Origin of the sequence: uncultured Allobosea sp. (assembly GCF_945957345.1) — a bacterium.
Lineage (GTDB): Bacteria > Pseudomonadota > Alphaproteobacteria > Rhizobiales > Beijerinckiaceae > Allobosea.
In genome coordinates this window covers 68,124-92,219 of record NZ_CAMFKW010000013.1, presented here as the reverse complement: position 1 = coordinate 92,219, position 24,096 = coordinate 68,124, and the positions used below count along the sequence as shown (strand labels likewise).

Below are 24,096 nucleotides of genomic sequence, written 5' to 3'. Positions count from 1 at the left end.
GCAGCCTCGACGGGCAGCAACAGGAGCGCCTCGCATGGATGCCTTCACCATGGTCGTCATGGCCTGCGTCGCTGGCGAGGCGCATTGCGCGACCAGCCGCATCAGCGAAATGGATTTCACCACCGTGCAGGCCTGCGAAGCACGGGTCGACGACACCATCCGTTCGATGACGAAAGAATTCGGCAAGCGACCTGAGTTCAAGGGCCGGCAAGTGACCTACGACGTCTCCTGCATGGACCGCGCGCAGCTCGCGGCGAAGTTCGGTATCGCCTCGTCGGATACCTGAGCCTCAGCGCCGCTCGCGGAAGAAATCCCGGAGCAGGGCCGCGGCTTCCGTCTCGCGCAACCCGCCATAAATCTCCGGCACATGGTGGCAAGTCGGGCTCTCATAGAGCCTGACGCCGTTCTCGACCGCGCCGCCCTTCGGATCGCCTGCACCGAAATAGAGCCGCCTGATCCGCGAAAACGAGATCGCCGCCGCGCACATCGGGCAGGGTTCGAGCGTGACGTAGAGGTCGCAGCCGATCAGGCGCTCGCTGCCGATCGCGTTGCAGGCGAGTCGGAGCGCCAGCATCTCGGCATGGGCGGTCGGGTCCTTCAGTTCCAGCGTGCGGTTGCCGGCGCTGGCGAGAAGCGTTCCGTCACGCACCACGACCGCGCCGACCGGCACCTCGCCGCGCAAAGCAGCGGCCTTCGCCTCGTCGAAGGCGAGCGCCATGGCGTCGATCGTGGATGAGTGTTGCGGCGGCGACATCGAAAACCCCGGTTTTGGCGCTCGCAGCAAGGGAAAGCCTCTGCTACAAGCGCCGGTCATAGCGAATAAGCGAGCCAGGCCTTTCCCGCAAAGCGGTTGTGCTCGGCCGGCTCAGGAGCAACCATGAAAGACGACGACAACAACAGAGGCCGCGGCCCGCGCAAGGGTGGCGGCGCCGGCGGCCGTGGCCCCGGCGGCAAAGGCTTCGGTGGCAAGAGTTTCGGCGGTCGCTCCGGCGGCGAGGGCCGCGGCCCTGCGCGCGATGGCGAACGCAAGCCCTTCCGCGGCCATTCGGCCGGCGACGAACGTCCGGCCCGCCGTTTCGAGCGCCCTGCAGGCGCCGAGGGTGACGCTCCGCGCCCGCGCCGCTTCGATGGCGACCGCCCGGTCCGCACCAGGGCCGAGGGCGAAGGCCGCGGCTTCCGCGAGCGTTCGGGTGAAGAGCGTCCGCGCCGCCCGGCCCGCACGGGCGATCGCCCCTTCGCCGGCCGTGATCGGCCGCAAGGCGACCGGCCGCCGCGTGGCGAGGGCCGCGATGGCGAGAAGCGCTTTTCGCGTCCGCGCGGGCCACGCTTCGAGGGCCAGGATGACCGTCCGCGCCGCCCGCGCGAGGCTCAGCCCGAGCGCAAGCTGATCACGGCGGAGGAGCCGGAGCGCATTGCCAAGGTGATGGCGCGGGCCGGCGTCGCCTCGCGCCGCGACAGCGAGGCGATGATCGCGGAAGGCCGCGTCAGCGTGAACGGCACTGTGCTGGAAAGCCCGGCCTTCGACGTGAAGCCGACCGATATCGTGCTGATCGACGGCGAGCCCTTGCCGGCCCGCGAGCGCACGCGGCTGTGGCTCTACCACAAGCCCCGCGGCGTGGTGACGACCAATTTCGACCCGGAAGGCCGCCCGACCGTCTTCGACGTGCTGCCGGAAGACCTGCCGCGCGTGCTGACCATCGGCCGGCTCGACATCAACACCGAAGGCCTGCTGCTGCTGACTAACGATGGCGGGCTGGCGCGCGTGCTGGAACTGCCGGAGACCGGCTGGCTGCGCCGCTACCGCGTGCGCGCCTTTGGCGAGGTCACGCAGGACGTGCTCGACACGGTCAAGGACGGCGTCACCATCGACGGCATCCAGTACGGGCCGGTGACCGCCCGCTTCGAGCGCCAGCAGGGCTTCAACACCTGGCTGACGGTCGATCTGCGCGAGGGCAAGAACCGCGAGGTCAAGACCGTGCTCGAGCATCTCGGGCTGACGGTGAACCGGCTGATCCGCATCTCCTTCGGCCCGTTCCAACTCGGCGAGCTTGAAGAGGGCGAGGTCGACGAGATCCGTTCGCGCGTGCTGCAGGACCAGCTCGGCACCGAACTCGCGGCCAAGGCCGGCGCCGATTTCGAATCGCCGCGACGCGACGCTCTGCCCGCCGCGCCGCGTCCGGCCCCGGCTGGCGACGACCGCCCGCGCCGCCGCCGCGAAGTCGACGAGGATGAACACGAGGCGCGCCGCGATGCCGTGCGCGAATTGCGCGGCGACAAGCCCTGGACCCGCACGACCTGGCGCGATGCCGAGGCCGAGCCGCAGCGCGCCCGCAAGGCGCCGCCGCGCCGCGGCGCCGATCCGAAGCTGGAACGGCAGGAGCGCGAGGCGACCGGCGAGGTGAAGCGTCGCCGCGATACGCCGATCGCCGACCCCAAGGGTCGGCGCGTGCTGGTCGAGCGCGTCAGCGCCCCGGTGGCCGAGGAACGCGACGCGCCCGCCCGCGAGAGCAAGCGCAGGCCGGACCGCATGCCGCGCCAGCAGCGCGGTGCCCAAGAGCGCGGGGGCGACGAGATGCGCACGTCGCGTCCCCTCTCGCGCACCGGCGGTGACGAACGGCCGGCCCGGCGCCCGCGCAGCGAGGCCGGCGGACGCGATCGCGGCGGTGATCATCCCTGGGAAGATCGCGCCCCGCGTGGCGACCGTCCCGACCGCCCCCCACGCGACGGCGCCGAGCGCCCTGCCCGCGCCTTCCGCGAGCGCTCGGCTGAAGATCGGCCGCGCGGCCGCAGCTTCGGCGACAAGCCGGGCGGCAAGGGCTTCGGGCCGCGCTCCTCGGATCGTCCCACCGGCGGCGGGCGGCCCTTCGGCGGCAAGCCGGGCGGTGGCCGCGGGCCGCGCCCCGGTGGCGGCGGCAAGGGACCGCGTCCATCCGGCGGCGGCAAGCGCGACTAAGCGATGCGGATCGTCGGCGGACGCTTGGGCGGCCGGCCTCTGGCCGGCCCGAAACCGGGGATCGGCAGCATCCGGCCGACCTCGGACCGTTTGCGCGAATCCCTGTTCAACGTGCTCGTCCATGCTTATGGCGACACGGTCGAGGGCGCACGCGTGCTCGACCTCTTCGCCGGCACGGGCGCGCTCGGCTTCGAGGCCTTGTCGCGCGGCGCAGGCTTCGCGCTGCTGGTCGATGACGGCACGGAGGCACGCGGCATCATCCGCGAGAACCAGATGACGCTCGGTCTCGCCGGCTTCAGCCGGATCTTCCGCCGCGACGCCACAAAGCTCGGCCCGATCACCGGCATGGCGCCGTTCGGCCTCGTCTTCTGCGACCCGCCCTATCGCAAGGGTCTGGGCGAGAAGGCGTTGGTCTCAGCCCGTGAAGGCGGCTGGCTCGCGCCGGAGGCGCTGATCGTGCTGGAAGAGGCAGCCGATGCCGAGATCGGCCTGCCCGACGGCTTCGGGGAGCTGGAGCGGCGGGCTTATGGCGAGACGCAGGTTCTGCTGCTGCGGGTCGCGTAGGCGAGCGCCGCGAGACCTTATCCCCGGCTGCATTTCCGCGCTTAATCTCCGCATCCGCCGCGGAGACCTAGCGCCGGATGCCAATCCTCCAATCAACTGAACCTTGCGGGCCCGTGCTGATGGCTCGCCGCCGCGCGTTCGCGTGCCATGCCGCGGGCGAGCGCATGATGCGGGCCCTCGCCCGCCTGCGAGCGCTCGTCGAGAAAGGCGGTTTCAACCCTGACCAGCCGCGCGTACCAGCGGGCAGCCCCGAGGGCGGGTAATGGGCCGGCAGCGAAGGCTCCGGCGAGAGCCGACAGCCCGGTATCGGGCACAATCGCGGTCCGGCGCTCAACCTGCCTCAAGCGAGCCCCTCGAAAACACAGGCTGCGAAGGCGCTGGCCCGTGCGATCGCGCTCCAAGCGCTACGACGCGCTGGCCCGGTCGGCGCAATCCTCACCACGATCGGAGTCGGGCATTGGCTTTACTCGGAATACCAAGCCATTCGATCCTATCAGGACGAGCCGAAATCCCTTGGTGAGCTTCAGGAGCATGTCGGCAAGAAGCGGGCTGGCTACGACGACCATCACATCGTCGAACAGGGCGCCGGATCTCGCGAAGGTTTCGCGCGCTCGGATATCGATGGCCTGGACAACGTGGTCAGCATCCCCCGATACAAGCACCATGACATCACGGGATGGTATGCAAAGAAAAACCCCGAATACGGCAATCTAGCACCTCGGGACTATCTTCGAAACCGGAGTTGGGCGGAGCACGTGGAAATCGGACATCGAGCCCTCAGGCGTTTCAAGGTCTTAAAATGACTCCGTCAAAGCTAAAATTACTTACAAATGAAGAGCTTAAAAACCTCTTCGAACAACTTTGCGTCAAACAATACGACGACTTGGAGGGCAATGCGATCGCCAGTTACAACAGGCGATACGATAAAATCCTAGCCATCCAGAGCGAGCTCAAATCCCGCCCAGGAGACCAACGGCGAATCCTTATGAGCTTGTTTGGACACCCCAACATGCAAGTCCGCCTGACGGCCGCGCATGCCAATTTGGCAGTCGATTACATCGCCGCAAGGCGCGAGCTGCAGGCCATCGTTGATTCACAATGGTTTCCACAAGCCGGCGACGCCGGTATGACGCTCGAAAATCTTGATTCCGGCTTCTACCGGCCGACTTGAGCTTCAGCCAGACTGGGAGCGGCACTACGTACGGCAAGCCTTCCTATCCCCCGCCCGGCTCATATCGGAGCATCCCCGCGATCCTCGGCTTTGAACCCGCGGGCATATCGCTAGTATGATTGATGCCGTCCTTGACTTGCAGCTCCCGGAAATCGAAGGGGCTGGCGCCGTCGATGCAGGCGACGTTGACCCCAAGCTCGCCGGGGCTCGAACGCCGCTGGTGATGGGTGTAGATGCCGCAGCCCAGGCAGAAATAGTGCTTCGCCGTCCGGGTGTTGAACTGGTACTCGCCGAGCTTGTCCTCGCCCGCGACGATCCGGACCTCGCTCGCCGAAACGACCACCGCGCCGCGCATGCGGCAGAACGAGCAATCGCAGCGCCGCGCAGTGTTCATGCCGTCGGTTAAGGTCGCTTCGAAGCGGACGCTTTTGCAGTGACAGGCTGCCTGAACGATCGTCTCGCCTGCCATCGCCGTCTCCTCGCTTGCTATTCCGGCGCCTTATACGCGCTCAGCGCCGCCCGAACAGCTTCTCGATATCCGAGAGCTTCAGTTCGACATAGGTCGGCCGGCCGTGGTTGCATTGGCCGGAATTGGGCGTGATCTCCATCTCGCGCAAAAGCGCGTCCATCTCCTCGGGGCGCATGCGGCGGCCGGCGCGGACCGAATTGTGGCAGGCCATCGTCGCCAGCACATGGTCGAGCCGGCGCTCCAATGAGCCGGCCGTGCCGTGCTCGGCCAGCGCGTCGGCGACATCGCGGACGAGACGCTGGAGATTGCCGCCGGCGAGCTGGCTCGGCGCCTCGCGCACCAGAACCGCGCCGGGTCCGAAGGATTCGAGGACAAGGCCGAGGCTTTCGAGCTCGCCGCCCGCCGCGATCAGGCGGTCGGCATCGACTGGGTCGAGCTCGACCACTTCGGGCAGCAGCAGAGGCTGGCGGGCGATGCCGTTGCGGGCGCGCTCGGCCTTGAGGCGCTCATAGACCAGCCGCTCATGGGCGGCGTGCTGGTCGACGATGACGACGCCCTCGCGGGTCTGGGCGACGATATAGGTTTCGTGGACCTGGGCGCGGGCCGCGCCAAGCGGCCGGTCGAGCGCGTCGGGCGAAGGCTCAGCGAGATGCGCGCGGGCATCGGCTGAGGGCGCGGCGAAATCCGAGAAGCCGGATTGCGGGGCGCTCATCGGGAGCGGGGCTGGCGCATTCCAGCTTGACGCCTGGGAAAAGGAAGGACGCGGGATCGCATTGCCGCTGCCGCCCATCGAGAGCACGGCGCGGAAGGCATCGAGCGTGCGGGCGCCGCCCGTGGTGGTGGCGCGATGGCCGGCGGCGGCGAGCGCCGCCTTCAGTCCGGAGACGACGAGGCCGCGCACCAGGGCGGGATCGCGGAAACGCACCTCGCTCTTGGCGGGGTGGACGTTGACGTCGACCGAGCGCGGGTCGCAACCGATATCGAGGAAGAGCACCGGATGCCGGTCCGAGGGCACGACATCGGCATAGGCGCCGCGCACCGCCGAGAGCAGCAGCTTGTCGCGCACCGGCCGGCCATTGACGGAAAGATGCACGCCGGCCGAGGTGCCTCGATGGAATGTCGGCAGGCCGGCGAAGCCGGAGATGCCGAAGCCTTCGCGCTCGGCTTCGATGCGCAATGCGTTCTCGGGGAAGTCACGGCCGAGCGCCCGGCCGAGACGGCGCAGCAACCCCTCCTCGCCGATCGGCTCGGCCGGCCAGTCGAAGGCGCTGATATGCTCGCCTTCGAGCGAGAAGCGGATTTCGGGATGGGCGATGGCGAGGCGCCGGAGCATCTCGGAGACGGCCTGCGCCTCGGCGCGGTCGCTCTTGAGGAATTTCAGGCGGGCCGGGGTGAAGATGAAGAGGTCCGAGACCTCGATGCGCGTACCGGGCGCCGCAGCGACGGGGCGGACGACGCCCTTCTCGCCGGCCTCGACGACGAGGCTGGAGCCCTGCGCGGCATCGCGCCGTCGCGTCGCGATCGAGAGCCGGGCGACCGAGCCGATCGAAGGCAAGGCCTCGCCGCGGAAGCCCAGCGTGTCGATGGCGAAGAGGTCGCCGTCGGGGAGCTTCGAGGTGGCATGCCGGTCGACCGCGAGCTCGAGGTCATCGGGCGTCATACCGGCGCCGTCATCTACGACGCGGATCAGTTCGCGCCCGCCGCCCTGGATGGTGACGGCGATCGAACGCGCGCCGGCATCGATCGCGTTCTCGACGAGTTCCTTCACGGCCGCAGCCGGCCGCTCGATTACCTCGCCGGCGGCGATGCGATCGACCAGAACAGGATCGAGGCGGCGGACGGTCATGGGATCTTCGTCGTTACGGGGCTTCGCGTCAGCGAAGAGCCCGGGATCCATGAACACCGGAGCCCGCCAAGAAGGGCTGCTGCGGTCGAGAGAACCATGCTGGACCTGCGGTTATGGGTTCCGGGCTCAAGCCTGCGGCTTGCCCCGGAATGACGGCGAGGCAGGCCGAACCGACTCAGGCCCGCCCTTCGGCAAGATAGCGCTTGGCGAGGAGCTTCGCCTCCTCCACAGCCGGCTGGTCGAACGGGTCCACGCCCATGGCGTAACCGGTCAGGATCGTCTCCAGCATGAAATGCATCAGCATCTCGCCATGGCTAGTCTCGTCGATGCGCTCGACATGGAAGCGGCGGACCGCGCAGCCATTCTTGGCGAAGGTATCGATCATGGCGATGCCTTGCGCCGCCACCATGTCGCCGATCGTCTTGCCGGCGAAATCGGCCTGGCCGATCTTCTCGGCGAGAGCGGCGTCGATCTGCGGCCCCTTGCCCTTCACACCGGTCGTCACAACCGTAAAGAACTTGTCCTTGGGCCCGGCGAGATAGAGCTGCTGCTGCGAATGCTGGTCGACCGGGCCGAGCGCGCCGACGGGCTGCGTGCCCTGCCCGTCCTTGCCGAGGCTCTCGGCCCAGAGCTGCATCCACCAGCGGGTGAGCAAGGCAAGCTTGTCGGCATAGGGCATGAGCACGGCGATGTTCTTGCCCGAGCGCATGGCGGCGAGATGCAGGGCGGCACCAATTGCAGCCGGCGTCTCGCGAACGTCCTTGCCGGCGAAGAGCGGGGCGACCGCCCGGCTGGCACCGAGCCGAAGCGCTTCGATATCGAGGCCGAGTACGGCAGCCGGCAGAAGGCCGCAATTGGTCAGCACCGAGTAACGCCCGCCGACATCGGTATGATGCTCGAGGAAAGGCGTGCCGAAGGGTTCGAGCAACGCGCGCAGCGGATGCAGCTTGCCGGGCTTGGCCGGTTCGGACAGGCCCTCGAAATGCTGGCCGATCTGCTGGTCGCTGAGATGCGCGCCGCGCAAGGCCTCGATCGCCGCGATCGACTGCAGCAGGGTCTCGCCGGTGCCACCCGATTTCGAGATGGCGACGAATTTGGTGGTCTTGAGCGGCAGCTTGGCGAGCAGGGCCGCGTAGGTCGCCGGGTCGAGATTGTCGATGAAATGGACATGCGGGCCGGGCGTGAACTGCGAGAGGCCAGCAATGCCGTAGCCGGTGAGCTGTGCCAGGGTCTGACCGCCGAGGCTGGAGCCGCCAGTGCCGAGCACCAGGACATCGGTCGTGCCGCCGGATTTCAACCGATTGGCTGCAGCCTTCACGGGGCCGAGATCGGCCGTGTCGCTCGGCAGCTTCAGCAGTGGCAGCGTGCCGTCCTTGGCCTGCCCCTGCAATTTCGCCAGCGCGGGCTTGAGATCGGCCAGCGCAGCCTCGAAGGCCGCGTCGGGAATGCCTCCCTTGCCGACCTTGGATTCGAGCGCGAGATCGAAGCTTTGCTGGAGCATGAACCTATCCGTAGCGACGAGAAGACGAAGTCTATTTCAGACCAGCCCGACGGGCTTGCCAACCGCCTGCACGAGCAGGTCGGGGTTGCCGAAGAGGCGCTGCGCGACGCGCTTGACGTCGGCGAGCGTCACCGCGGCGAAAAGACCGTTGCGGCGGGCGAGGAAATCCGGCGTGTCGCCGCGCAAAGCGAGCGCCAGCAACTCCCCGGCGATCTTCGGCGAGGTGTCGAAGCGCAGCGGGTAGGAGCCGATGATATAGCGCTTGGCCTCCTCGACCTCGTGCTCGGTCGGGCCTTCCTCGGCGAGCTTCAGCATCTCCTCGCGGATCACCTTCATGGACTCAGCCGCGCGGTCGTTGCGAGTGGCGGTGCCGCCGACCAGCATGGCGCTCTCGCGCAACGGCATCAGGCTGGAGGAGACGCCATAGGCGAGGCCGCGCTTCTCGCGCACTTCCATGAAGAGGCGCGAGGTGAAGGCCGAGCCGCCGAGGATATGGTTCAGCACGCTGGCAGTGATGAAATCCGGATCGTCCCACATCAGGCCGGGACCGACGAAGCGCAGCACGGTCTGCGGAACGTCGAGATCGATGACATGGGTCTGGCCGAGCCCCTGGATCGGCAGGGGCTGCGCCGGGCGCTGGCGCGCCTCGCCCTTGGGCAGGCCGCCGAAGAGCGCATCGAGCCGGCCGGCGAGCTCGGCAGCGGTGATGTCGCCGACCACGACGATCCTGAGCCCGGCGCGGTCGAGCAGCACCGGCCGCAGCGCCTTGAGCGCAGGCGCTTCCAGCCGGGAGACGCTGTCGATATCGCCCTTCTCGGGCCGGCCATAGGCATGGCCCGGGAAGGCCGCAGCATAGAGGGCGTTGCGGCACATCACCTCGGGATTCTTCGCCTGGCGCTGCAAGCCGGCGATGATCTGCGCTCGGACGCGGGCGACGGCATCGGCATCGAAGCGCGGCTGGTTGAGCGCCAGCCCGAGGAGCTCGAAGGCGGTGTCGCGATGCGTCGAGAGCGTCTGAAGATAGCCGTGGAAATCGTCACGGCGGGCATCGAAGCCGAGGCTGATGGCATGGTCGGCCATCCGGCCCTGGAAGGCCTCGGCATCGAGATCGCCTGCACCCTCGTCGAGCAGGCCGGAGATCAGATAGGCGCTGCCGGCAGCATTGTCGGGATCGCGGCTGGCACCGCCATCGAAGGCGAAATCGACGGCGATCAGCGGCAGGCTGTGCTCCTCGACCAGCCAGGCCTCGACGCCGCCGGGCGAGCGGACGGTCTGGACGGCGATGGCGGGGCCGGCGGTATTGAGCTTGGGCGTCGGAATCGGGGCGTTCATGTCACTTCCTGTCGGCGGGACGCGAGGCCTCGCCCATTCAACCAAGGGACGGCGGCGTCAGGCCGGGAGCAGCAGGCCGGTGACGCTGCGGTCAGGCTTGAGATAGCGGCGGGCCGCCTCGACCACGGCCTCGCGGCCGACCGCCTCGATGCGCTCAGGCCAGGCGAGCACGTCCGCGACGGTTTCGCCGACCGCCAGCGCCGAGCCGAAGATGCGGGCGAGCGAGGACTGGTTATCGCGGGCGAAGACCGTCTCGGCGACCAGCCGGGTGCGGGCGCGGGCCAATTCGAGCTCGCTCGGCCCATCCGCCAGGAAGGCGGCGAGCGCCGCATCGAGCCCAGCCTCCATCGCCGCCATCTCGACGCCGGGGCGCGGGCTGGCGGAAAGCTGGAAGGCGGCGCGATCGACCATCGAGCCCATGAAATAGGCGCTGGCGCCAGCGGCCAGCTCGTCCTCGACGCAAAGCTTGCGATAAAGCCGCGAGGTGGTGCCGCCGCCGAGGATTTCGGCAACGAGCTCCAGCGCGAGAACGTCCTCACGTTCGCCGGTCGTATAGGTCGGCGTCAGCCAGCCGCGACGCAGCGAGGGCTGCTGCACGCGCGCGTCGTTGAGCTGCACGCGGCGCGAGGCCCGCGGCTCCGGCTCGATCGGGCGGGAACGGACGGGGGCCGCGCCGCGGGCCGCGATCTTGCCGTAAGTCTCTTCGGCGAGGCGGCGGACCTCGGCGGAATCTGTGTCGCCGGCGACGACGAGGATTGCGTTTTCCGGCGTGTAGAACCGTTGGTAATAAGCGAAAGCATCATCGCGGTTCAGCCGCTCGATCTCGTGCTCCCAGCCGATGATCGGCGTGCCGTAGGGGTGATGAAAGAACAGCGAAGCGGAAAATTCCTCGCCGAGCTGGGCCGCGGGGTCGGAATCGACACGCATGCGCCGCTCCTCCAGCACCACGTCACGCTCCGGTCCAACGACGGTCTCGTCGAAGGAGAGGCCGGTCATCCGGTCAGCCTCGTAATCCATCATCGCGCGCAGATGCTCTTTCGGTACCCGCTGGAAATAGGCGGTGTAGTCGAAGGAGGTGAAGGCGTTCTCCTGGCCGCCATAGCCAGCGACGATCTTGGAGAATTCGCCTGCCGGCCAGCGCGCGGTGCCCTTGAACATCAGGTGTTCGAGGAAATGCGCGATGCCGGACTTTCCGGCCGGATCATCGGCCGAACCGTTGCGATACCAGACCATGTGGGTGACGACCGGCGCACGCCGATCCCTTACAACGACGACATCGAGGCCATTGGCCAACCGAAACGTTTCGACCGGATCCGCCAGATCGGTCCGGTGCGCATGACTGTTCACCTCAGGTCGTCTCCACGCTCAAACAAGAAAGGGCGGGCACGATGCGCCCGCCCCTATAGCCAACTTGGTCAAGCCATCGCGTTTCGGCAAGAGGCGGCATCGCCGCCATGCGGCCGTCTCAACGGTTTATCATGGGCTTCTGACCCGTCACGAACGCGCGCTCGCCGGAGGACTGCGTGTCCTCGACCGGGCCGCCCGCGCCGGGGCCGAGCGCGGCGGTACCAGCCGGGCGGCGATAGCCGGTCGGCGGCTCGGTCAGCGTGCGGCGCGGCGGCTCGGAGCCGTAGGAGAGCTGTTTCTCAGCCTCCTCGTTGTAATGCGCGGCCTGTTCCTTGCCGATGCGGATCGGCTGGATGACGTTGCTGTAGACGTCGTTCTCCCGATAGGGAGCGGCGGTCTGCTGCGACGCGGTGGTGCTGCGGCCGCGGCGGATTTCCTCGGCGGACAATAGCGGGTTGTCCTTCACGCCGTCGGCGGGAACGTAGCGGCGGTTCTTGTCTTCCTTGCGGCGCTGCACGTCCGGATCCTTCGGCCAGGCGGCGTTGCGCGTGCTCGCGGGTTGCTGCGGCGGCGGCAGGTTCGAATTCGGCGGAACGACCAGCGGAGCGCGCTCACGATAGTCGATATCGGCCCCGTCGCCCTTGCCGAAGGTGCCTTCCATCAGGTTCTTGAACAGCATGCCGTCCTGCGCAAAGGCGGGCGACGCCCCGAGCATCAGCCCGCCGGCGATGAGCAGATGAGCCACGCGAATGCGTTCGGCCATGTCAAATCTCCCTTCGGACGATCTCGTCCGGTGATTTCGCATCGGCTTCGCCCGAAAACCGCGCCCCACTTTTCGAGCCGATGCTCTAGAACCCAGACGAACGGCAAAACAATGGCGAGGCCGTCGTTAAGCTGTGTTTTCCGCGCTCGGGCGAAAGGACTCATATAGCAGGCCGAGCACCCCGACAACGATCGCGACGTCAGCGATGTTGAAGATATACCAGCTAAAGCTGCCCCAATGGAAATGAACGAAGTCGACGACCGCGCCATAGACGGCACGATCGAGCCCGTTGCCGAGCGCCCCGCCGATGATCAGCGCGAGGCTGAACACCGTGAAGCGCCGCTGCTCGCGCCACATCCAGCGCCACAGCCAGATGGCAGCGACAAAGGAGATGATCACGAGGAACCAGCGGCCGATATCCGTGCCCTGCTGGAACAGGCCGTAGGAGATGCCCCGGTTCCAGGCGAGGACGATCGTCAGGAAGGATGCGAGGTCGAACGGCCCGTTCTGCGCCAACCCGACGCTGTAGAGCAGCCAGCATTTCAAGAGCTGATCGGCGATGAAGACGATCAGCACCGTGGCAAGGCCGAAACGACGGGCAGGCGTCATCAGGCGCGCACTCCCAGCTCCTTCAGAGCCTTGGCGTCGCGCGGCGTCACCTGGGGATAAGCCTTGTCGGCCGTCGCCGGATCGAAATACTTCCAGGAGCGAGCGCATTTGATGCCCCCCGCGCGATGCGGCACGACCGCGACGCCGGGCACATCGGCAAGACGGAAAGCGTCGGCCGGCCCCTCCCCGCTCTCGACGCGGATGCCGGAGGTGATGCTGATCTCGGCGAGATCGGCGCCCGACAAGGCGGCATAGAGATCGCTGTCGGAGACGAAGACCTGCGGCGCCGCTTCAAGCGAGGAGCCGATCCGCTTGGCTGCGCGCTCAAGCTCCAGCGCGCCGGTGACGACGCGGCGCACGCGGCGGATCTTGGCCCAGCGTTCGGCGAGCTCCGGATCGAGCCAGCTCGCCTTCGCTTCGACGAAGCGTTCGAGATGGACCGAGCCCTCGCCCGCCTTCTTCTCGGGATAGCGATCGAGCCAGGCTTCCTCGGCCGTGAAGACCAGGATCGGCGCGAGCCAGGTCGTGAGACACCGGAAGAGATGGTCGACGACGGTCAACGCGCTCTTGCGGACATGGCTGGAGAGCGGATCGCAATAGAGCGCGTCCTTGCGCACGTCGAAATAGAAGGCCGAGAGCTCGGTGTTCATGAACTGCGAGAGCAGGAACACGACCTTCTTGTAGTCGTAGGTGCGATAGGCTTCCTCGACCTGCGGGCCGAGCTCGGCGAGCCGGTGCAGCATCAGCCGCTCCAGTTCCGGCATGGACTGCACCTCGGAAACGCGGATGTCCTCGTTGAAATGGGCGAGCGTGCCGAGCATCCAGCGCATGGTGTTGCGCAGCTTGCGATAGGTCTCGACGAAGGTCTTGAGGATCTCCTTGCCGATGCGCAGGTCGTCCGAATAATCGGCCGCCGCGACCCAGAGGCGCAGGATATCGGCGCCGGAATCCTGGATGACGGTCTGGGGGGCAGTGACGTTGCCCTTCGACTTCGACATCTTCTCGCCCTTCTCGTCCAGGCAGAAGCCGTGGGTGAGGACGACGTCGAACGGCGCGCGGCCGCGCGTGCCGCAGCTTTCCAAGAGGCTCGAATGGAACCAGCCGCGATGCTGGTCCGAGCCTTCGAGATACATCACCTTGTCCTTGCCGCCATCGACGATGCGGTGCGTCTTCAGGTCGGCGCGCTTCTCCAGCGTGAAGGCATGGGTGGAGCCGGAATCGAACCAGACGTCGAGCACGTCGGTGACGCGCTCGTACCGCGTCGGATCATAGCCGAAGGGCTTCAGAAAGCGGGCGCCGTCCATATCGGTGAACCAGGCATCCGCGCCCTCGGCCTCGAAGGCTTCCGCGATCGCGGCGTTGACCTTGGCGTCAACCAGGATCTCCTTCGTCTCCTTCTCGACGAAAACGGTGATCGGCACGCCCCAGGCGCGCTGGCGCGAGACGACCCAGTCCGGACGGTTGGCGATCATGCCGTTGATGCGATTCTCGCCGGCGGCGGGAACCCACTCCGTCTCCTTGATCGCCTTCAGCGCGCGGTTGCGCAACGTATCGGCATTGCCGCCCGCGACCGGCTGCGGATCGGCCGCATTCGACGCGCCGGCCTCGCCGATCGGCTTGTCCATGGCGATGAACCATTGCGGCGTGTTGCGGAAGATCACCGGCTTCTTCGAGCGCCAGCTATGCGGATACTGATGTTTCAGGCGGCCGCGCGCGATGATGTTGCCGGCCTCGACCAGCGCCTTGATGACGACGTCGTTGGCGTTGCCCTTGTCGCCCTTGTCGGTGATGACCTGCGCGCCCTCGAAGCCCGGCGCCTCCGTGGTGAAGCGGCCATCGGCATCGACGGTGTAAGGGATGCGGGTCTCGATGCCGCGCTCGGTGAGTTGGCGGCCATTGGCCATCCAGACGTCGAAGTCCTCGCGGCCATGGCTTGGCGCGGTGTGGACGAAGCCCGTACCGGCCTCGTCGGTGACATGGTCGCCGTCGAGCAGCGGGACGACGAAGTCGTAGCCACGGCCGCGCAGCGGGTGGGCGGTGGTCAGCGCCGCGAGATCATCGGCGGAGACATCCGCGACGAGCTCGAAAGCCTCGACCTTCGCCGCTTTGAATACGCTCTCGGCGAGGTTCTTGGCGAGGATATAGGTCGCGCCGGTCTTGGCCCAGTTGTTCTCGGGCGCAGCCGTGACCTTGTAGAGGCCATAAGCGACCTTGTTGCTGTAGGAGATCGCGCGGTTGCCCGGGATCGTCCAGGGCGTAGTCGTCCAGATGACAATGGAGGCGCCGGCAAGCGCGGCCGGGCCGTTCAGCACCGGGAACGGCACGAAGATCGTATCGCTCGTGTGCTCCTCGTACTCGACCTCGGCCTCGGCCAGCGCAGTCTTCTCGACCACCGACCACATCACCGGCTTGGAGCCGCGATAGAGCTGGCCGGTCTCGGCGAATTTCATGATCTCGCGGGCGATCTGCGCCTCTGCGGGATAGGCCATGGTCAGATAGGGATTGGCCCAGTCGCCCTCGACGCCGAGGCGCTTGAACTCCTCGCGCTGGACATCGACCCAGTGCTCGGCGAAGGAGCGACACTCCTTGCGGAACTCGACGACGGGGACGTCGTCCTTGTTCAGGCCCTTGGCGCGATACTGCTCCTCGATCTTCCACTCGATCGGCAGGCCGTGGCAGTCCCAACCCGGCACGTAGTTGGAATCGTAGCCGAGCATCTGCTGCGAGCGCGTGACGAGGTCCTTGAGGACCTTGTTCAGCGCGTGGCCGATATGGATGTTGCCGTTGGCATAGGGAGGGCCGTCATGCAGGACGAAACGGTCCCTGCCCTGCCCAGCCTCGCGCAGCTTGCGGTAGAGATCCATCTTCGCCCAGCGGGCCAGCAATTCCGGCTCGCGCTGCGGCAGGCCGGCGCGCATCGGGAATTCGGTCTGGGGCAGGAAGAGCGTCTGCGAATAATCGACGCCGTCGGCAGCGGTCTCGGCGGCTTTGGCAGTGTTGGTCTTGTCGGTCATCATCCGGCTCGGACAGTCGGGACGGCGAGCCGGTCAGGGGCTTCGGGCGTCCACGCGTAAAACGGGAAAAGCGGTCTTCAACCCGGACTGCGCAAGCGCCCGCGCTTGTCTAGCGCGAGGCGGCAGCCGGGCCCGTAATTCGCCGGGAAAGATCGATCAGCATGGCGCGTTCTGCGGGCATGCAGGGCTTCTAGCAGGCGCGGCTCAAGGAAGGAAGGCCGGCGTCTTCGCCAGAATGTCGCGTGCGCGGGCGCTGTCGGCATCCATCTGGACGATCAGGGCCTCCAGCGAATCGAATTTCTCCTCGCCGCGCAGCCAGTCGACGAAGGCGACATCGACGCGCTGGCCATAGAGATCCCCAGAGAAGTCGAAGACGAAGGTTTCGAGCCGTGGCGCACCGTCATCGAAGGTCGGGCGGCGGCCGAAGCTCGCGACGCCGTCATGCCAGACCCCGTCGATCTTCATGCGGACGGCATAGATGCCGTGGCGCAGCTTGCAGTCGCGCGCGAGCTGCATATTGGCGGTGGGGTAGCCGAGCTCGCGGCCACGCTTGTCGCCATGGGCAATGAGGCCGCGCACCAGCCAGGGCCGCCCCAGGAAGGTCGCAGCGCGCGCGACATCGCCGGCTTCCAGCGCGGAGCGGATCAGGGTCGAGGAGACCGGCTCGCCCTGCCAGGAATAGGGCGCCACGACAGACACGGGCACGCCGGCAGCGAGGCCATGGGCCTGGAGCATCTCCGGCGATCCGGTGCGCCCCTTGCCGAAATGGAAATCGTAGCCGCAGACGAGACCGACGGCGCCGAGCCTGCCGATCAGCAGGTCATCGACGAATTGCTCCGCGGGAAGCGCTGCGATCTCGCGATCGAAAGGTAGGACGAAGACCTGCGGCAGGCCGGCATCGGCCAGCAGTTCCAGCTTGAGCTGCGGCGAGGTCAGGCGGAAAATCGGTTCCTCGGGCCGAAAGATACTGCGCGGGTGCGGCTCGAAGGTGAAGGCGGCGGGCCTGCTTCCAAGTTCGGTAGCAAGAGCCGCAGCGCGGTGCGCCAGCTCGGCATGGCCGCGATGGACGCCGTCGAAATTGCCCAGCGCCAGCACGGCACCGCGCAAGGCATCCGGAAGGGACTTGTCGAGGTCGAGGACCACGGCCGTCGGCTCGGGGCGCGCGGGCGCATCGGCTTGGGATGGCATCAATCGGAAACGTCCACCTGCCCCAGCAAACGGAGCGATGACCGTCTTTGCGGCGAAGGCCGGCGGGGCGTCAAGGCCGCGAGCCGGCGGGAAGCGTCATCCGCGCGGCTTCGGCGGCATCGCGACCCAGGCCTCGCCCTCCATCACGGCCTTGCCGTCGACGAGGCATTCGCAGAAGAAACGGGCCCTACGGCGCTCGGCCACGAGCTCGACAACCTCGACGCGGGCGGTGACCACATCGCCGATCTTGACCGGCGCGAGAAAGGTCAAGGTCTGGGAGAGATAGACCGCGCCCGGCCCCGGCAGGCGCGTACCGAGCAGGGCGGAGACCAGGCTCGCCGTCAGCATGCCATGGGCGATCCGCTGCCCGAATTTGGTGGTGGCAGCGAAATCGTCGCTGAGATGGATCGGATTGGCGTCGCCGGAGAGTTCGGCGAAGAGCGCGATGTCCCGCTCCATCACGGTCCGCATCAGGCTTTCGCTGCGGCCGACGACCAGATCCTCGAAGGCATGGACAGTGTAGAGCCCGCCGGGCATCGGCTGAACGGTCATGGATTTCGCGCGGCCCGTGGGCCTGTGCCCTCCTGTCTGCGATCCGGTTAAGCATCTCGCAACCGCAACATCGGCGCAATTGGACTTTGGTGCGGCGCACGCATCTCTCCTTGCGTCAGTTCGCAATCAGATTAACCGGTTCGCAAGGCGGGCCGGCTATCTACTCAGCAAGCGGCACGGCGCTGGTATCTCCCAGCACCGCGACCGTCATGCCTGGAGCATCAGAATGGCTCTCGACCCGTCCATGCCGATCCTCGTCGTCGACGATTACCAGACGATGGTCCGCATCATCCGGAACCTGCTGAAGCAGCTCGGCTTCGAGAATGTCGACGATGCCTCGGACGGCTCGGCTGCGATCTCGAAGATGCGCGACAAGAAATACGGTCTCGTGATCTCCGACTGGAACATGGAGCCGATGAGCGGCTTCGAGCTGCTCCAGAAGGTCCGCGAGGAGACGGCGCTGTCGGAAACGCCGTTCATCATCGTCACCGCCGAGTCGAAGACCGAGAACGTCGTCGCGGCGAAGAAGGCCGGCGTCAGCAACTATATCGTCAAGCCGTTCAACGCGCAGACGCTGAAGACCAAGATCGAATCGGTCTGCGCCGCGGCCTGACCCGCTTCACCAGACCAGATGCGGCATCGCGTAGGCCGGGCGATGCGTCTGCCGGCCGAACCAGCCGTGACGCTCCTCCCATGACGCTTCCATCAGATCCTGAGCGTGGATGCCGGCCAGCACCATGATGCCGGCCGCACCGAAGGCATCGGCACCGGCGATGTCGGTACGGATGGCATCGCCGACCGCGCAGATCCTATCGCGGGCGATCGGGGCGCCGCGCGCCTTCTCGGCCGCCGCCACCGCCGCCTCGTAGATCGGCCGATGCGGCTTGCCGGCATAGATCACCCGGCCGCCGATCTCCTCATAGGCCAGGGCGATCGAGCCCGCGCAGGGGATGATGCGCCCGCCACGCTCGACGACGAGATCGGGATTGGCGCAGATCAGAGGCAAATCGCGCTTGGCGAAGCCGGCGAGCAGATCGGCATAGCTCGCCGCGGTGTCCTTCTCGTCGTCGAACAGGCCCGTGCAGAGCACATAGGCCGCCTCGTAGGGGGAGGTCTCGCGCACGTCGAGCCCGGCGATCAACGGGAGGTCGCGATCGGGGCCGAGCCGATACATCGGTTGGCCGGCGCGCTCGCGGATCAGCGAGCGGCAGACATCACCCGATGTCACGATCGCGTCCCAGGCCTCGCGCGGCACGGCGAAACCGTCGAGCTGGCCGATGATCACGTCCGCCGGACGCGGCGCGTTGGTGACAAGCACCACGCTGATGCCATGCTGGCGCATCCGCATCAGCGCGGCGACGGCGTCGCGATAGGCGGCAACGCCGTTATGGACGACGCCCCAGACATCGCACAGGCAGAGATCGAAGCGATCCGCGACCTCGGAGAAGCCCGCAAGCGGAAGGGTGGAAGCGATCCCCGATGACGACACTGTCTCGATCTCCGGCAACTGGAGCACGATGCCCCCTATGAGCGAAGGGCAAGCTTCGCCTCTCGAAGGCCTGATCTAGACGGGATTCGCCGGGAGCGGAACCGGAGAGTGCGGGAGAGTGTCGCGCGTCAGGCGCTGGCGCGACGCAGGACAGCCCGGAAAGGCAGCCGCTCGGGACGCGCTTCCTGCGGCGCAACTTCCGGAGGCGCGGGCGGGGCCGGCACACGCCTGTCCTGGCCAAGCAGCCGGTCGACGATATTCAGCGGCGGACGCGCAGCTTCGGCCGGCACAGGCGGCGGTAACGGCGCGGCAGCGGCTACAGCAGCGGTGGCAGGCTCCGGCTCGGCGAAGACCTCGGGCTTGACCGGGCGCGGCGGCGAGAAGGCCAGCCCCTGCCCCATCGTGGCACCGAGCTCGATCATGTCGGCTGCGGCCGGATTGTCCTCGACCTGATCGGCGACGAGCGTGATCGACATCCGAGCCAACAAGGCCGCGAGGTCACCGGCATCGATATCGCTCTGGACCCGCCCCTCGACATGAGCCTGGAGCAAGGCGGCCGGCGCCTTCACAAAGCGGATGCCGCGATCGAACAGGGCGCGCGGATCGAGACGCAAATCCACCAGCTGGTCGAGCGCGAAACGCACGCCATTTGCCGACATGGCGCCAAGCAGGCCGAGGCTGGTCGGATCGAGCTCGCGGAAGACGGCTTGCGGCATCTCGATGACCAGATGGGCGGTATGGTCGCGATATTTGTCGAGGATGCGGGTCAAAGTCGCCAGCGCCCGCGACGAGCTCCAGGTCGCACGGCTGAAATTGCAGGAGACGAAGATGCCGCCATCCTTCGAACCGAGATGGCGCGCGATCGCCAGGGCGCGTGTCAGGACGAGCGCATCCAGCGTCGGCCCGAAGCCGCGCGTCTCGACGGTCTCGATGAATTCATGCGGCAGGAGGAGCGTGCTCTCGTCCAGCCGCAGGCGCGCCAGCGCCTCATAGCCGCTGGTCCGGCGCTGCGGCAGCGAGACGATCGGCTGGAGATGGACCTCGAGACGCCCCTCACTCAGAGCCTTGCCGATCAGGGCAGCCCGCTCGGCCTCGGCCTCCTCTCGCGCGGCAGCGGCGGCAGCGGCGCGCTCGGCAGAGAGCTTCTCGGCCCTTGCCCGGCGCGCGGCTTCAGGGTCGAGCACGACCTCGGGCGCCGCTGTCGGAGCCGGAAGCGCGACGGGGGCAGGCTCCGGCAAGCGCGCCAGAACGTTCTCATGGTCGGCCAGCGTCGTCGCGACCTGATGGATCAGGTCTCCGAGCAGGCCGACTTCCGCTGTCAACTCATGGATGGCAGCGCGCGCCGGCGCAGCATCGGCGTCCCGCATCGGCATCTGCTCGACGCGCTGCGACAGGGCGTCGAGGCGAATGGCATTGGTGGCGAGCCGGACCTTGACCTCGCCGAGGCCCGCCATAGCCTGCTCGTGGCGCGCCAAGCCGCGCCGCTCGAAGGCTCGCATCGCCAGCATGCAGCCGGCGCCGCCGGCCAGAAGACCGAGGCCTGCGCCAAGACCGCCGGGAAGCAGGATCGCGACTGCAGCACCGGCCGACAGGCCGGTCACGGCGCCAGCGAGAGGATGCAGAGCTTTGAGGCGGGCAGGTGCCACGGCAGCGTTCGCGCTACGTCAAGGAATCGGAATGGGGAAACGAATCACGGTCTTACGCCGTAGATTAACCTTGCCGGCGCGGTTATGCGAGCGATCCGCCTCAGTTCCGCCACATCCGGCGCTGCCGCCGCGGCTTACGGCTTGTTCAGCCCGAGCTTAGTCAGGATCCGGTCGACCACCGACACGGCAAATCCGCGCCTCTCCAGAAAGGCGCGCGGGTCCCGCGCGAAGAGCGGGGATGCCTCGTTCAATAGCGCGAGAGCCTTTGCCCGTCTGTCGGCATCGGCATCGGCCGCAGCATCGAGCGCCTGGCCGAGGAGGCTGAGCGGGCTCGAATCCACAGCCAGCATCGCGGCATAATTTTCCGAGGCCTTGCCCGCGCCGACCAGATATCCGCCGAGATACGCATAGAAATCATAGCGTGCCGGGCGAGCGACGCTGAGCGAGATCGCGCGCTCCAGCAGCGGCAAGCCTTCGGGCGCGCGATCGAGCCGGACATATAAAGAGCCGACATCCGCCAGGATATCCGGATCATAGGGGTTCCGGGCCTGTGCCTCGCGGGCCATCTGGATCGCGTCGTCGGTCGCGCCGCGCAGCACCAGCACCTTCATCAATGCCTGATAGGCCCGCGCGCCGGACGGCGCGAGTCGGATCGCCGTCAACGCGGCGGCGAGCGCGCGGTCGAGCGGCCGCCGTTGATGATCCGCATCGTCCGGCTGGGCATTGTCCTGCTGAGCCGGACCGGCGTGCTCGCCCAGCGTCATGATCGCGAGGTGAGCCCAGGCCGGGTAGAAGCCCGGATCCTGCTCGACCAGCTGCGACAGGCAGAGCCGCGCCGCCAGATGCATCTCGGGCACCATGGAACGGCGGGCATCGAAGGCCTTCAAGATGCAGCGGGTGGCGGGAGACGATACGAACTGGCGCGCATCCGCGGGAATGATGCCGAAGGGCTCGGCCAACCGCGTCGCCAGCCGCCGCGCCATATCGGCGAGATCACTTTCCTGCAGCGTTGCGAGCGAGGAACGGCTCGATGATGTCGTCCAGACAATTCTCCCGTCCCGAACGAAGCGCAGGCGGGCAAGCCCTACCGCTCCGCTGTCGAGCCCCTGCGCGTCGATCTCGATGACGTAATCGACCTCATCGGCAAGGATCGCGCCGGGGAGCGGTGCCTTGATCGTCACGATGTCGTCAAACCGCGCCATCGCATCGACGAGCAGCGCAGAGAAACGCTGAAGCACCGCGGAGAGCTTTGGATCGGAAGGCGGGCTGGGAATGGTGATGGCGACCTGCACGAGGCGAAGCCCCGCCGCCTCGGGCCGCGCACCCGCGGCCTGCTCCACCACGGCGGGCTTCGGCGCCTGCGACATCATTGGCCCGCGCGTCGGCGCCAGATACCACCAGCCGAGTGCGAGCAGACCTAGCGCCAGAGCGACAACGGTCAACCCGGTCCAGCGGCGCGCGGCGCGCCGATCCGGCTCTGGCGCCTCGTCCGTGGCCTCGAGGATGCCCCGGTTCCCCTCCCCGCCGAACCATGTGAAGACCGGGACATAGCCGCCGACCGGCATCGAAATCTGCACGGGGTCGTCGCGGCCTTCGCTGGCGTAATATTGCGCCAATGCCCGTCTCAACCGCCCGGCCTCGACGCGGACGATGGGGTCGAGCTGGGGGTTGAAATCGGCGGGACGTCCGAGCCCCTCGACCGCGATCGTGTAGCCCTTGAGTTCGGCCGCACGGCCATCGACCGTGCGTTCGACGACGAAGCTCAGGAATGCGGAGAGCTGCGGGGCGGCACGAAAGGCATCCGAGACAAGGACGCGATCGAGCCCTGCGCGGATGATCGCCGCCGCCCGTACGTCCAGCCGTCCAGGATCGTCTGCGCTTTCCGCCATCGGGGTCCGTTCGATCTGCGCCCCTCGGGGGGAGTTTACGCCATTGGCGACCTAAGGTCATCTGCAGGCGGCTACGAGCCGCCATCCACCGAACGCAGCCTTGGGGCGCCATGATGGCGATTTACAGGCCCGTGGCTCCTGCTAGCTTCCACCAAGGTTAATCCACAGGGGCCTTCGCATGACGTCAGCATCCTCCGCCATCGCCACGCCGAACGACCTCGAAGCCTACTGGATGCCGTTCACGGCGAACCGGTCGTTCAAGAAGAACCCGCGCATGGTCGCCCGGGCCGAGGGCATGTTCTACTACACGCCGGACAACAAGCCGGTCATGGATGGCACCGCGGGCCTCTGGTGCTGCAATGCCGGCCATGCCCGCGAGCCGATCATCCAGGCGATCCAGGCGCAGGCGCGCGACCTCGATTACGCCCCGTCCTTCCAGTACGGCCATCCCAAGGTCTTCGCCGCCGCGGCGCGGATCGCGGCGCTGGCGCCGGGCGACCTCGACCATGTCTTCTTCGCGGGCTCGGGCTCGGAAGCGGCCGACTCGGCGCTCAAGATCGCGCTCGCCTACTGGAACGTCTCGGGAAAGGCCGCCAAGACCCGCCTGATCGGCCGCGAGCGCGGCTATCATGGCGTCGGTTTCGGCGGCATCTCGGTTGGCGGCATGTCGAACAACCGCAAGTTCTTCGGCTCGCTGCTCACCGGCGTCGACCATCTCGCCCATACCTATGATCGCGAGAAGCAGGCCTTCAGCAAGGGCGAGCCGGAATACGGCGCGCATTTCGCCGATGACCTCGAACGCATCGTCGCGCTGCACGACGCCTCCACCATCGCCGCCGTGATCGTGGAGCCGATGGCGGGCTCGACCGGCGCGCTGCCGCCGCCGAAGGGCTATCTCAAGCGCCTGCGCGAGATCTGCGACAAGCACGGCATCCTCTTGATCTTCGACGAGGTCATCACCGGGTTCGGGCGGCTGGGCTTCGCCTTCGCCGCCGAGCGCTACGGCGTGATCCCCGACATGATCACCTTCGCCAAGGGCGTGACCTCAGGCACCGTGCCGATGGGCGGCGTGATCGTGCGCAAGCATATCTACGACGCCTTCATGGGCGGCCCGGACAACGTCATCGAGCTGTTCCACGGCTATACCTATTCGGGCCATCCGCTGGCGGCTGCCGCCGCGCTCGCCTCGCTCGACATCTATCGCGACGAAGGCCTGTTCGAGCGGGCGCGCGCGATGGAAGGCGCCTGGGCCGACGCCGTGATGAGCCTGAAGGGGGAGCCGAACGTCGTCGACATCCGCACGCTCGGCATGGTTGGCGCCGTCGACCTCGCCCCACGCGCGGAAGGCCCCGGCAAGCGCGGCTACGAGGTGATCGAGCGTGCCTTCCACGAGGAAGGGCTGATGATCCGCACCGCGGCCGACACGATCGCCTTCTCGCCGCCGCTGATCATCACGGAGTCGCAGCTGGACGAACTGATCGGCAAGCTGCGCCGGGTGATCCGGTCTGTGGCGCACTAGCCGTATAAAGGCGCTGGTGCCCTCAGCAACCCAAGGCCGAAGGGCTGCCTCCGTTGGGGAGGCGGCCCTTCGTGCATGTGTCAGCGCGCGACGCGCCAGGCGATCAGCAGAGCGAGCAAGGCCGGCACGGCGAAGACCAGAACGAGGATCGGCAATTCCTCGCGCACGGAGTAGCCTGCCTTGGTGACCCGACCCACATGTTGACCAAGGTGACTGCAAGCCAAGCCGGCACGAAAAGCTTGGC

General features: G+C 67.3%; 20 protein-coding genes. 6 read left to right on the top strand and 14 right to left on the bottom strand.

The genetic code is table 11. The features are described from left to right. Window positions 1-34 precede the first annotated feature (34 nt). Entirely contained in the window at window positions 35-286 is a 252-nt protein-coding gene (locus Q0Q36_RS09010; protein ID WP_293797469.1) for a hypothetical protein, read from the top strand. Window positions 287-289: 3 nt separating this feature from the next. Here the strand turns inward: Q0Q36_RS09010 and Q0Q36_RS09005 are convergent, their stop codons facing one another. Continuing rightward, window positions 290-754: a nucleoside deaminase gene (locus Q0Q36_RS09005; protein WP_293797468.1), complete on the bottom strand. Its 465-nt coding sequence runs from the start codon at window positions 752-754 to the stop codon at window positions 290-292. Between the two features lie 630 nt (window positions 755-1,384). Between Q0Q36_RS09005 and Q0Q36_RS09000 the strand changes: the two genes are divergently transcribed. From Q0Q36_RS09000 to Q0Q36_RS08990, 3 genes are all read left to right on the top strand, one after another. Continuing rightward, window positions 1,385-2,953, top strand: coding sequence for a pseudouridine synthase (locus Q0Q36_RS09000; RefSeq protein ID WP_293797510.1), 1,569 nt, complete (start codon window positions 1,385-1,387; stop codon window positions 2,951-2,953). A gap of 3 nt (window positions 2,954-2,956) precedes the next feature. Then, window positions 2,957-3,517, top strand: coding sequence for a 16S rRNA (guanine(966)-N(2))-methyltransferase RsmD (gene rsmD / locus Q0Q36_RS08995; protein ID WP_293797467.1), 561 nt, complete (start codon window positions 2,957-2,959; stop codon window positions 3,515-3,517). 799 nt (window positions 3,518-4,316) lie between these two features. Further along, window positions 4,317-4,688, top strand: a complete 372-nt coding sequence (locus Q0Q36_RS08990; protein WP_293797466.1) for a DUF2019 domain-containing protein — start codon at window positions 4,317-4,319, stop codon at window positions 4,686-4,688. 43 nt (window positions 4,689-4,731) lie between these two features. On the opposite strand, the gene Q0Q36_RS08985 is transcribed toward Q0Q36_RS08990, so the two are convergent. The 10 genes from Q0Q36_RS08985 to Q0Q36_RS08940 all read right to left on the bottom strand — a co-directional run bounded on the left by Q0Q36_RS08985 (window position 4,732) and on the right by Q0Q36_RS08940 (window position 17,309). Next, entirely contained in the window at window positions 4,732-5,157 is a 426-nt protein-coding gene (locus tag Q0Q36_RS08985; RefSeq protein ID WP_293797464.1) for a GFA family protein, read from the bottom strand. A 40-nt stretch (window positions 5,158-5,197) separates the two neighbouring features. Continuing rightward, the gene (gene mutL / locus Q0Q36_RS08980; RefSeq protein WP_293797463.1) at window positions 5,198-7,003 is read right to left on the bottom strand and encodes a DNA mismatch repair endonuclease MutL; all 1,806 of its coding nucleotides are present in this window, start codon (window positions 7,001-7,003) and stop codon (window positions 5,198-5,200) included. 175 nt (window positions 7,004-7,178) lie between these two features. Next, window positions 7,179-8,504 carry a glucose-6-phosphate isomerase gene (locus Q0Q36_RS08975; RefSeq protein WP_293797462.1) on the bottom strand — a complete coding sequence of 442 codons (1,326 nt, stop codon included), beginning with the start codon at window positions 8,502-8,504 and terminating at the stop codon, window positions 7,179-7,181. 36 nt (window positions 8,505-8,540) lie between these two features. Continuing rightward, window positions 8,541-9,836, bottom strand: a complete 1,296-nt coding sequence (locus tag Q0Q36_RS08970; protein ID WP_293797460.1) for a pitrilysin family protein — start codon at window positions 9,834-9,836, stop codon at window positions 8,541-8,543. A gap of 57 nt (window positions 9,837-9,893) precedes the next feature. Next, window positions 9,894-11,183 carry a pitrilysin family protein gene (locus Q0Q36_RS08965; protein WP_293797458.1) on the bottom strand — a complete coding sequence of 430 codons (1,290 nt, stop codon included), beginning with the start codon at window positions 11,181-11,183 and terminating at the stop codon, window positions 9,894-9,896. Window positions 11,184-11,301: 118 nt separating this feature from the next. Then, window positions 11,302-11,946, bottom strand: a complete 645-nt coding sequence (locus Q0Q36_RS08960) for a hypothetical protein (RefSeq protein ID WP_293797456.1) — start codon at window positions 11,944-11,946, stop codon at window positions 11,302-11,304. A 126-nt stretch (window positions 11,947-12,072) separates the two neighbouring features. Then, window positions 12,073-12,555: a signal peptidase II gene (gene lspA / locus Q0Q36_RS08955; RefSeq protein ID WP_293797455.1), complete on the bottom strand. Its 483-nt coding sequence runs from the start codon at window positions 12,553-12,555 to the stop codon at window positions 12,073-12,075. Beyond that, on the bottom strand, window positions 12,555-15,569 hold the full coding sequence (ileS, locus tag Q0Q36_RS08950) for an isoleucine--tRNA ligase (protein ID WP_293797454.1): 3,015 nt from the start codon (window positions 15,567-15,569) through the stop codon (window positions 12,555-12,557). The genes lspA and ileS overlap by 1 nt, the downstream gene beginning before the upstream one ends. 204 nt (window positions 15,570-15,773) lie before the next feature. After that, window positions 15,774-16,757 carry a bifunctional riboflavin kinase/FAD synthetase gene (locus tag Q0Q36_RS08945; protein ID WP_293797453.1) on the bottom strand — a complete coding sequence of 328 codons (984 nt, stop codon included), beginning with the start codon at window positions 16,755-16,757 and terminating at the stop codon, window positions 15,774-15,776. 96 nt (window positions 16,758-16,853) lie between these two features. Continuing rightward, complete coding sequence (locus Q0Q36_RS08940; RefSeq protein WP_293797452.1) at window positions 16,854-17,309, bottom strand: MaoC family dehydratase; 456 nt, start codon at window positions 17,307-17,309, stop codon at window positions 16,854-16,856. 226 nt (window positions 17,310-17,535) lie between these two features. On the opposite strand from Q0Q36_RS08940, the gene Q0Q36_RS08935 reads away from it, so the two are divergent. Next, window positions 17,536-17,922 carry a response regulator gene (locus tag Q0Q36_RS08935; protein ID WP_257732403.1) on the top strand — a complete coding sequence of 129 codons (387 nt, stop codon included), beginning with the start codon at window positions 17,536-17,538 and terminating at the stop codon, window positions 17,920-17,922. Between the two features lie 6 nt (window positions 17,923-17,928). Here Q0Q36_RS08935 and Q0Q36_RS08930 read toward each other — a convergent pair whose 3' ends face one another. From Q0Q36_RS08930 to Q0Q36_RS08920, 3 genes are all read right to left on the bottom strand, one after another. After that, window positions 17,929-18,825, bottom strand: coding sequence for a TIGR01459 family HAD-type hydrolase (locus tag Q0Q36_RS08930; protein WP_293797451.1), 897 nt, complete (start codon window positions 18,823-18,825; stop codon window positions 17,929-17,931). Window positions 18,826-18,926: 101 nt separating this feature from the next. Further along, window positions 18,927-20,444 carry an EAL domain-containing protein gene (locus Q0Q36_RS08925; RefSeq protein WP_293797450.1) on the bottom strand — a complete coding sequence of 506 codons (1,518 nt, stop codon included), beginning with the start codon at window positions 20,442-20,444 and terminating at the stop codon, window positions 18,927-18,929. 134 nt (window positions 20,445-20,578) lie between these two features. Next, window positions 20,579-22,333 (bottom strand): hypothetical protein, encoded by a 1,755-nt coding sequence (locus tag Q0Q36_RS08920; protein WP_293797449.1) that lies wholly within the window; start codon window positions 22,331-22,333, stop codon window positions 20,579-20,581. Window positions 22,334-22,511: 178 nt separating this feature from the next. Here Q0Q36_RS08920 and Q0Q36_RS08915 point away from each other — a divergent pair, with 178 nt between their 5' ends. After that, window positions 22,512-23,852 carry an aspartate aminotransferase family protein gene (locus Q0Q36_RS08915; RefSeq protein WP_293797448.1) on the top strand — a complete coding sequence of 447 codons (1,341 nt, stop codon included), beginning with the start codon at window positions 22,512-22,514 and terminating at the stop codon, window positions 23,850-23,852. Window positions 23,853-24,096 lie beyond the last annotated feature (244 nt).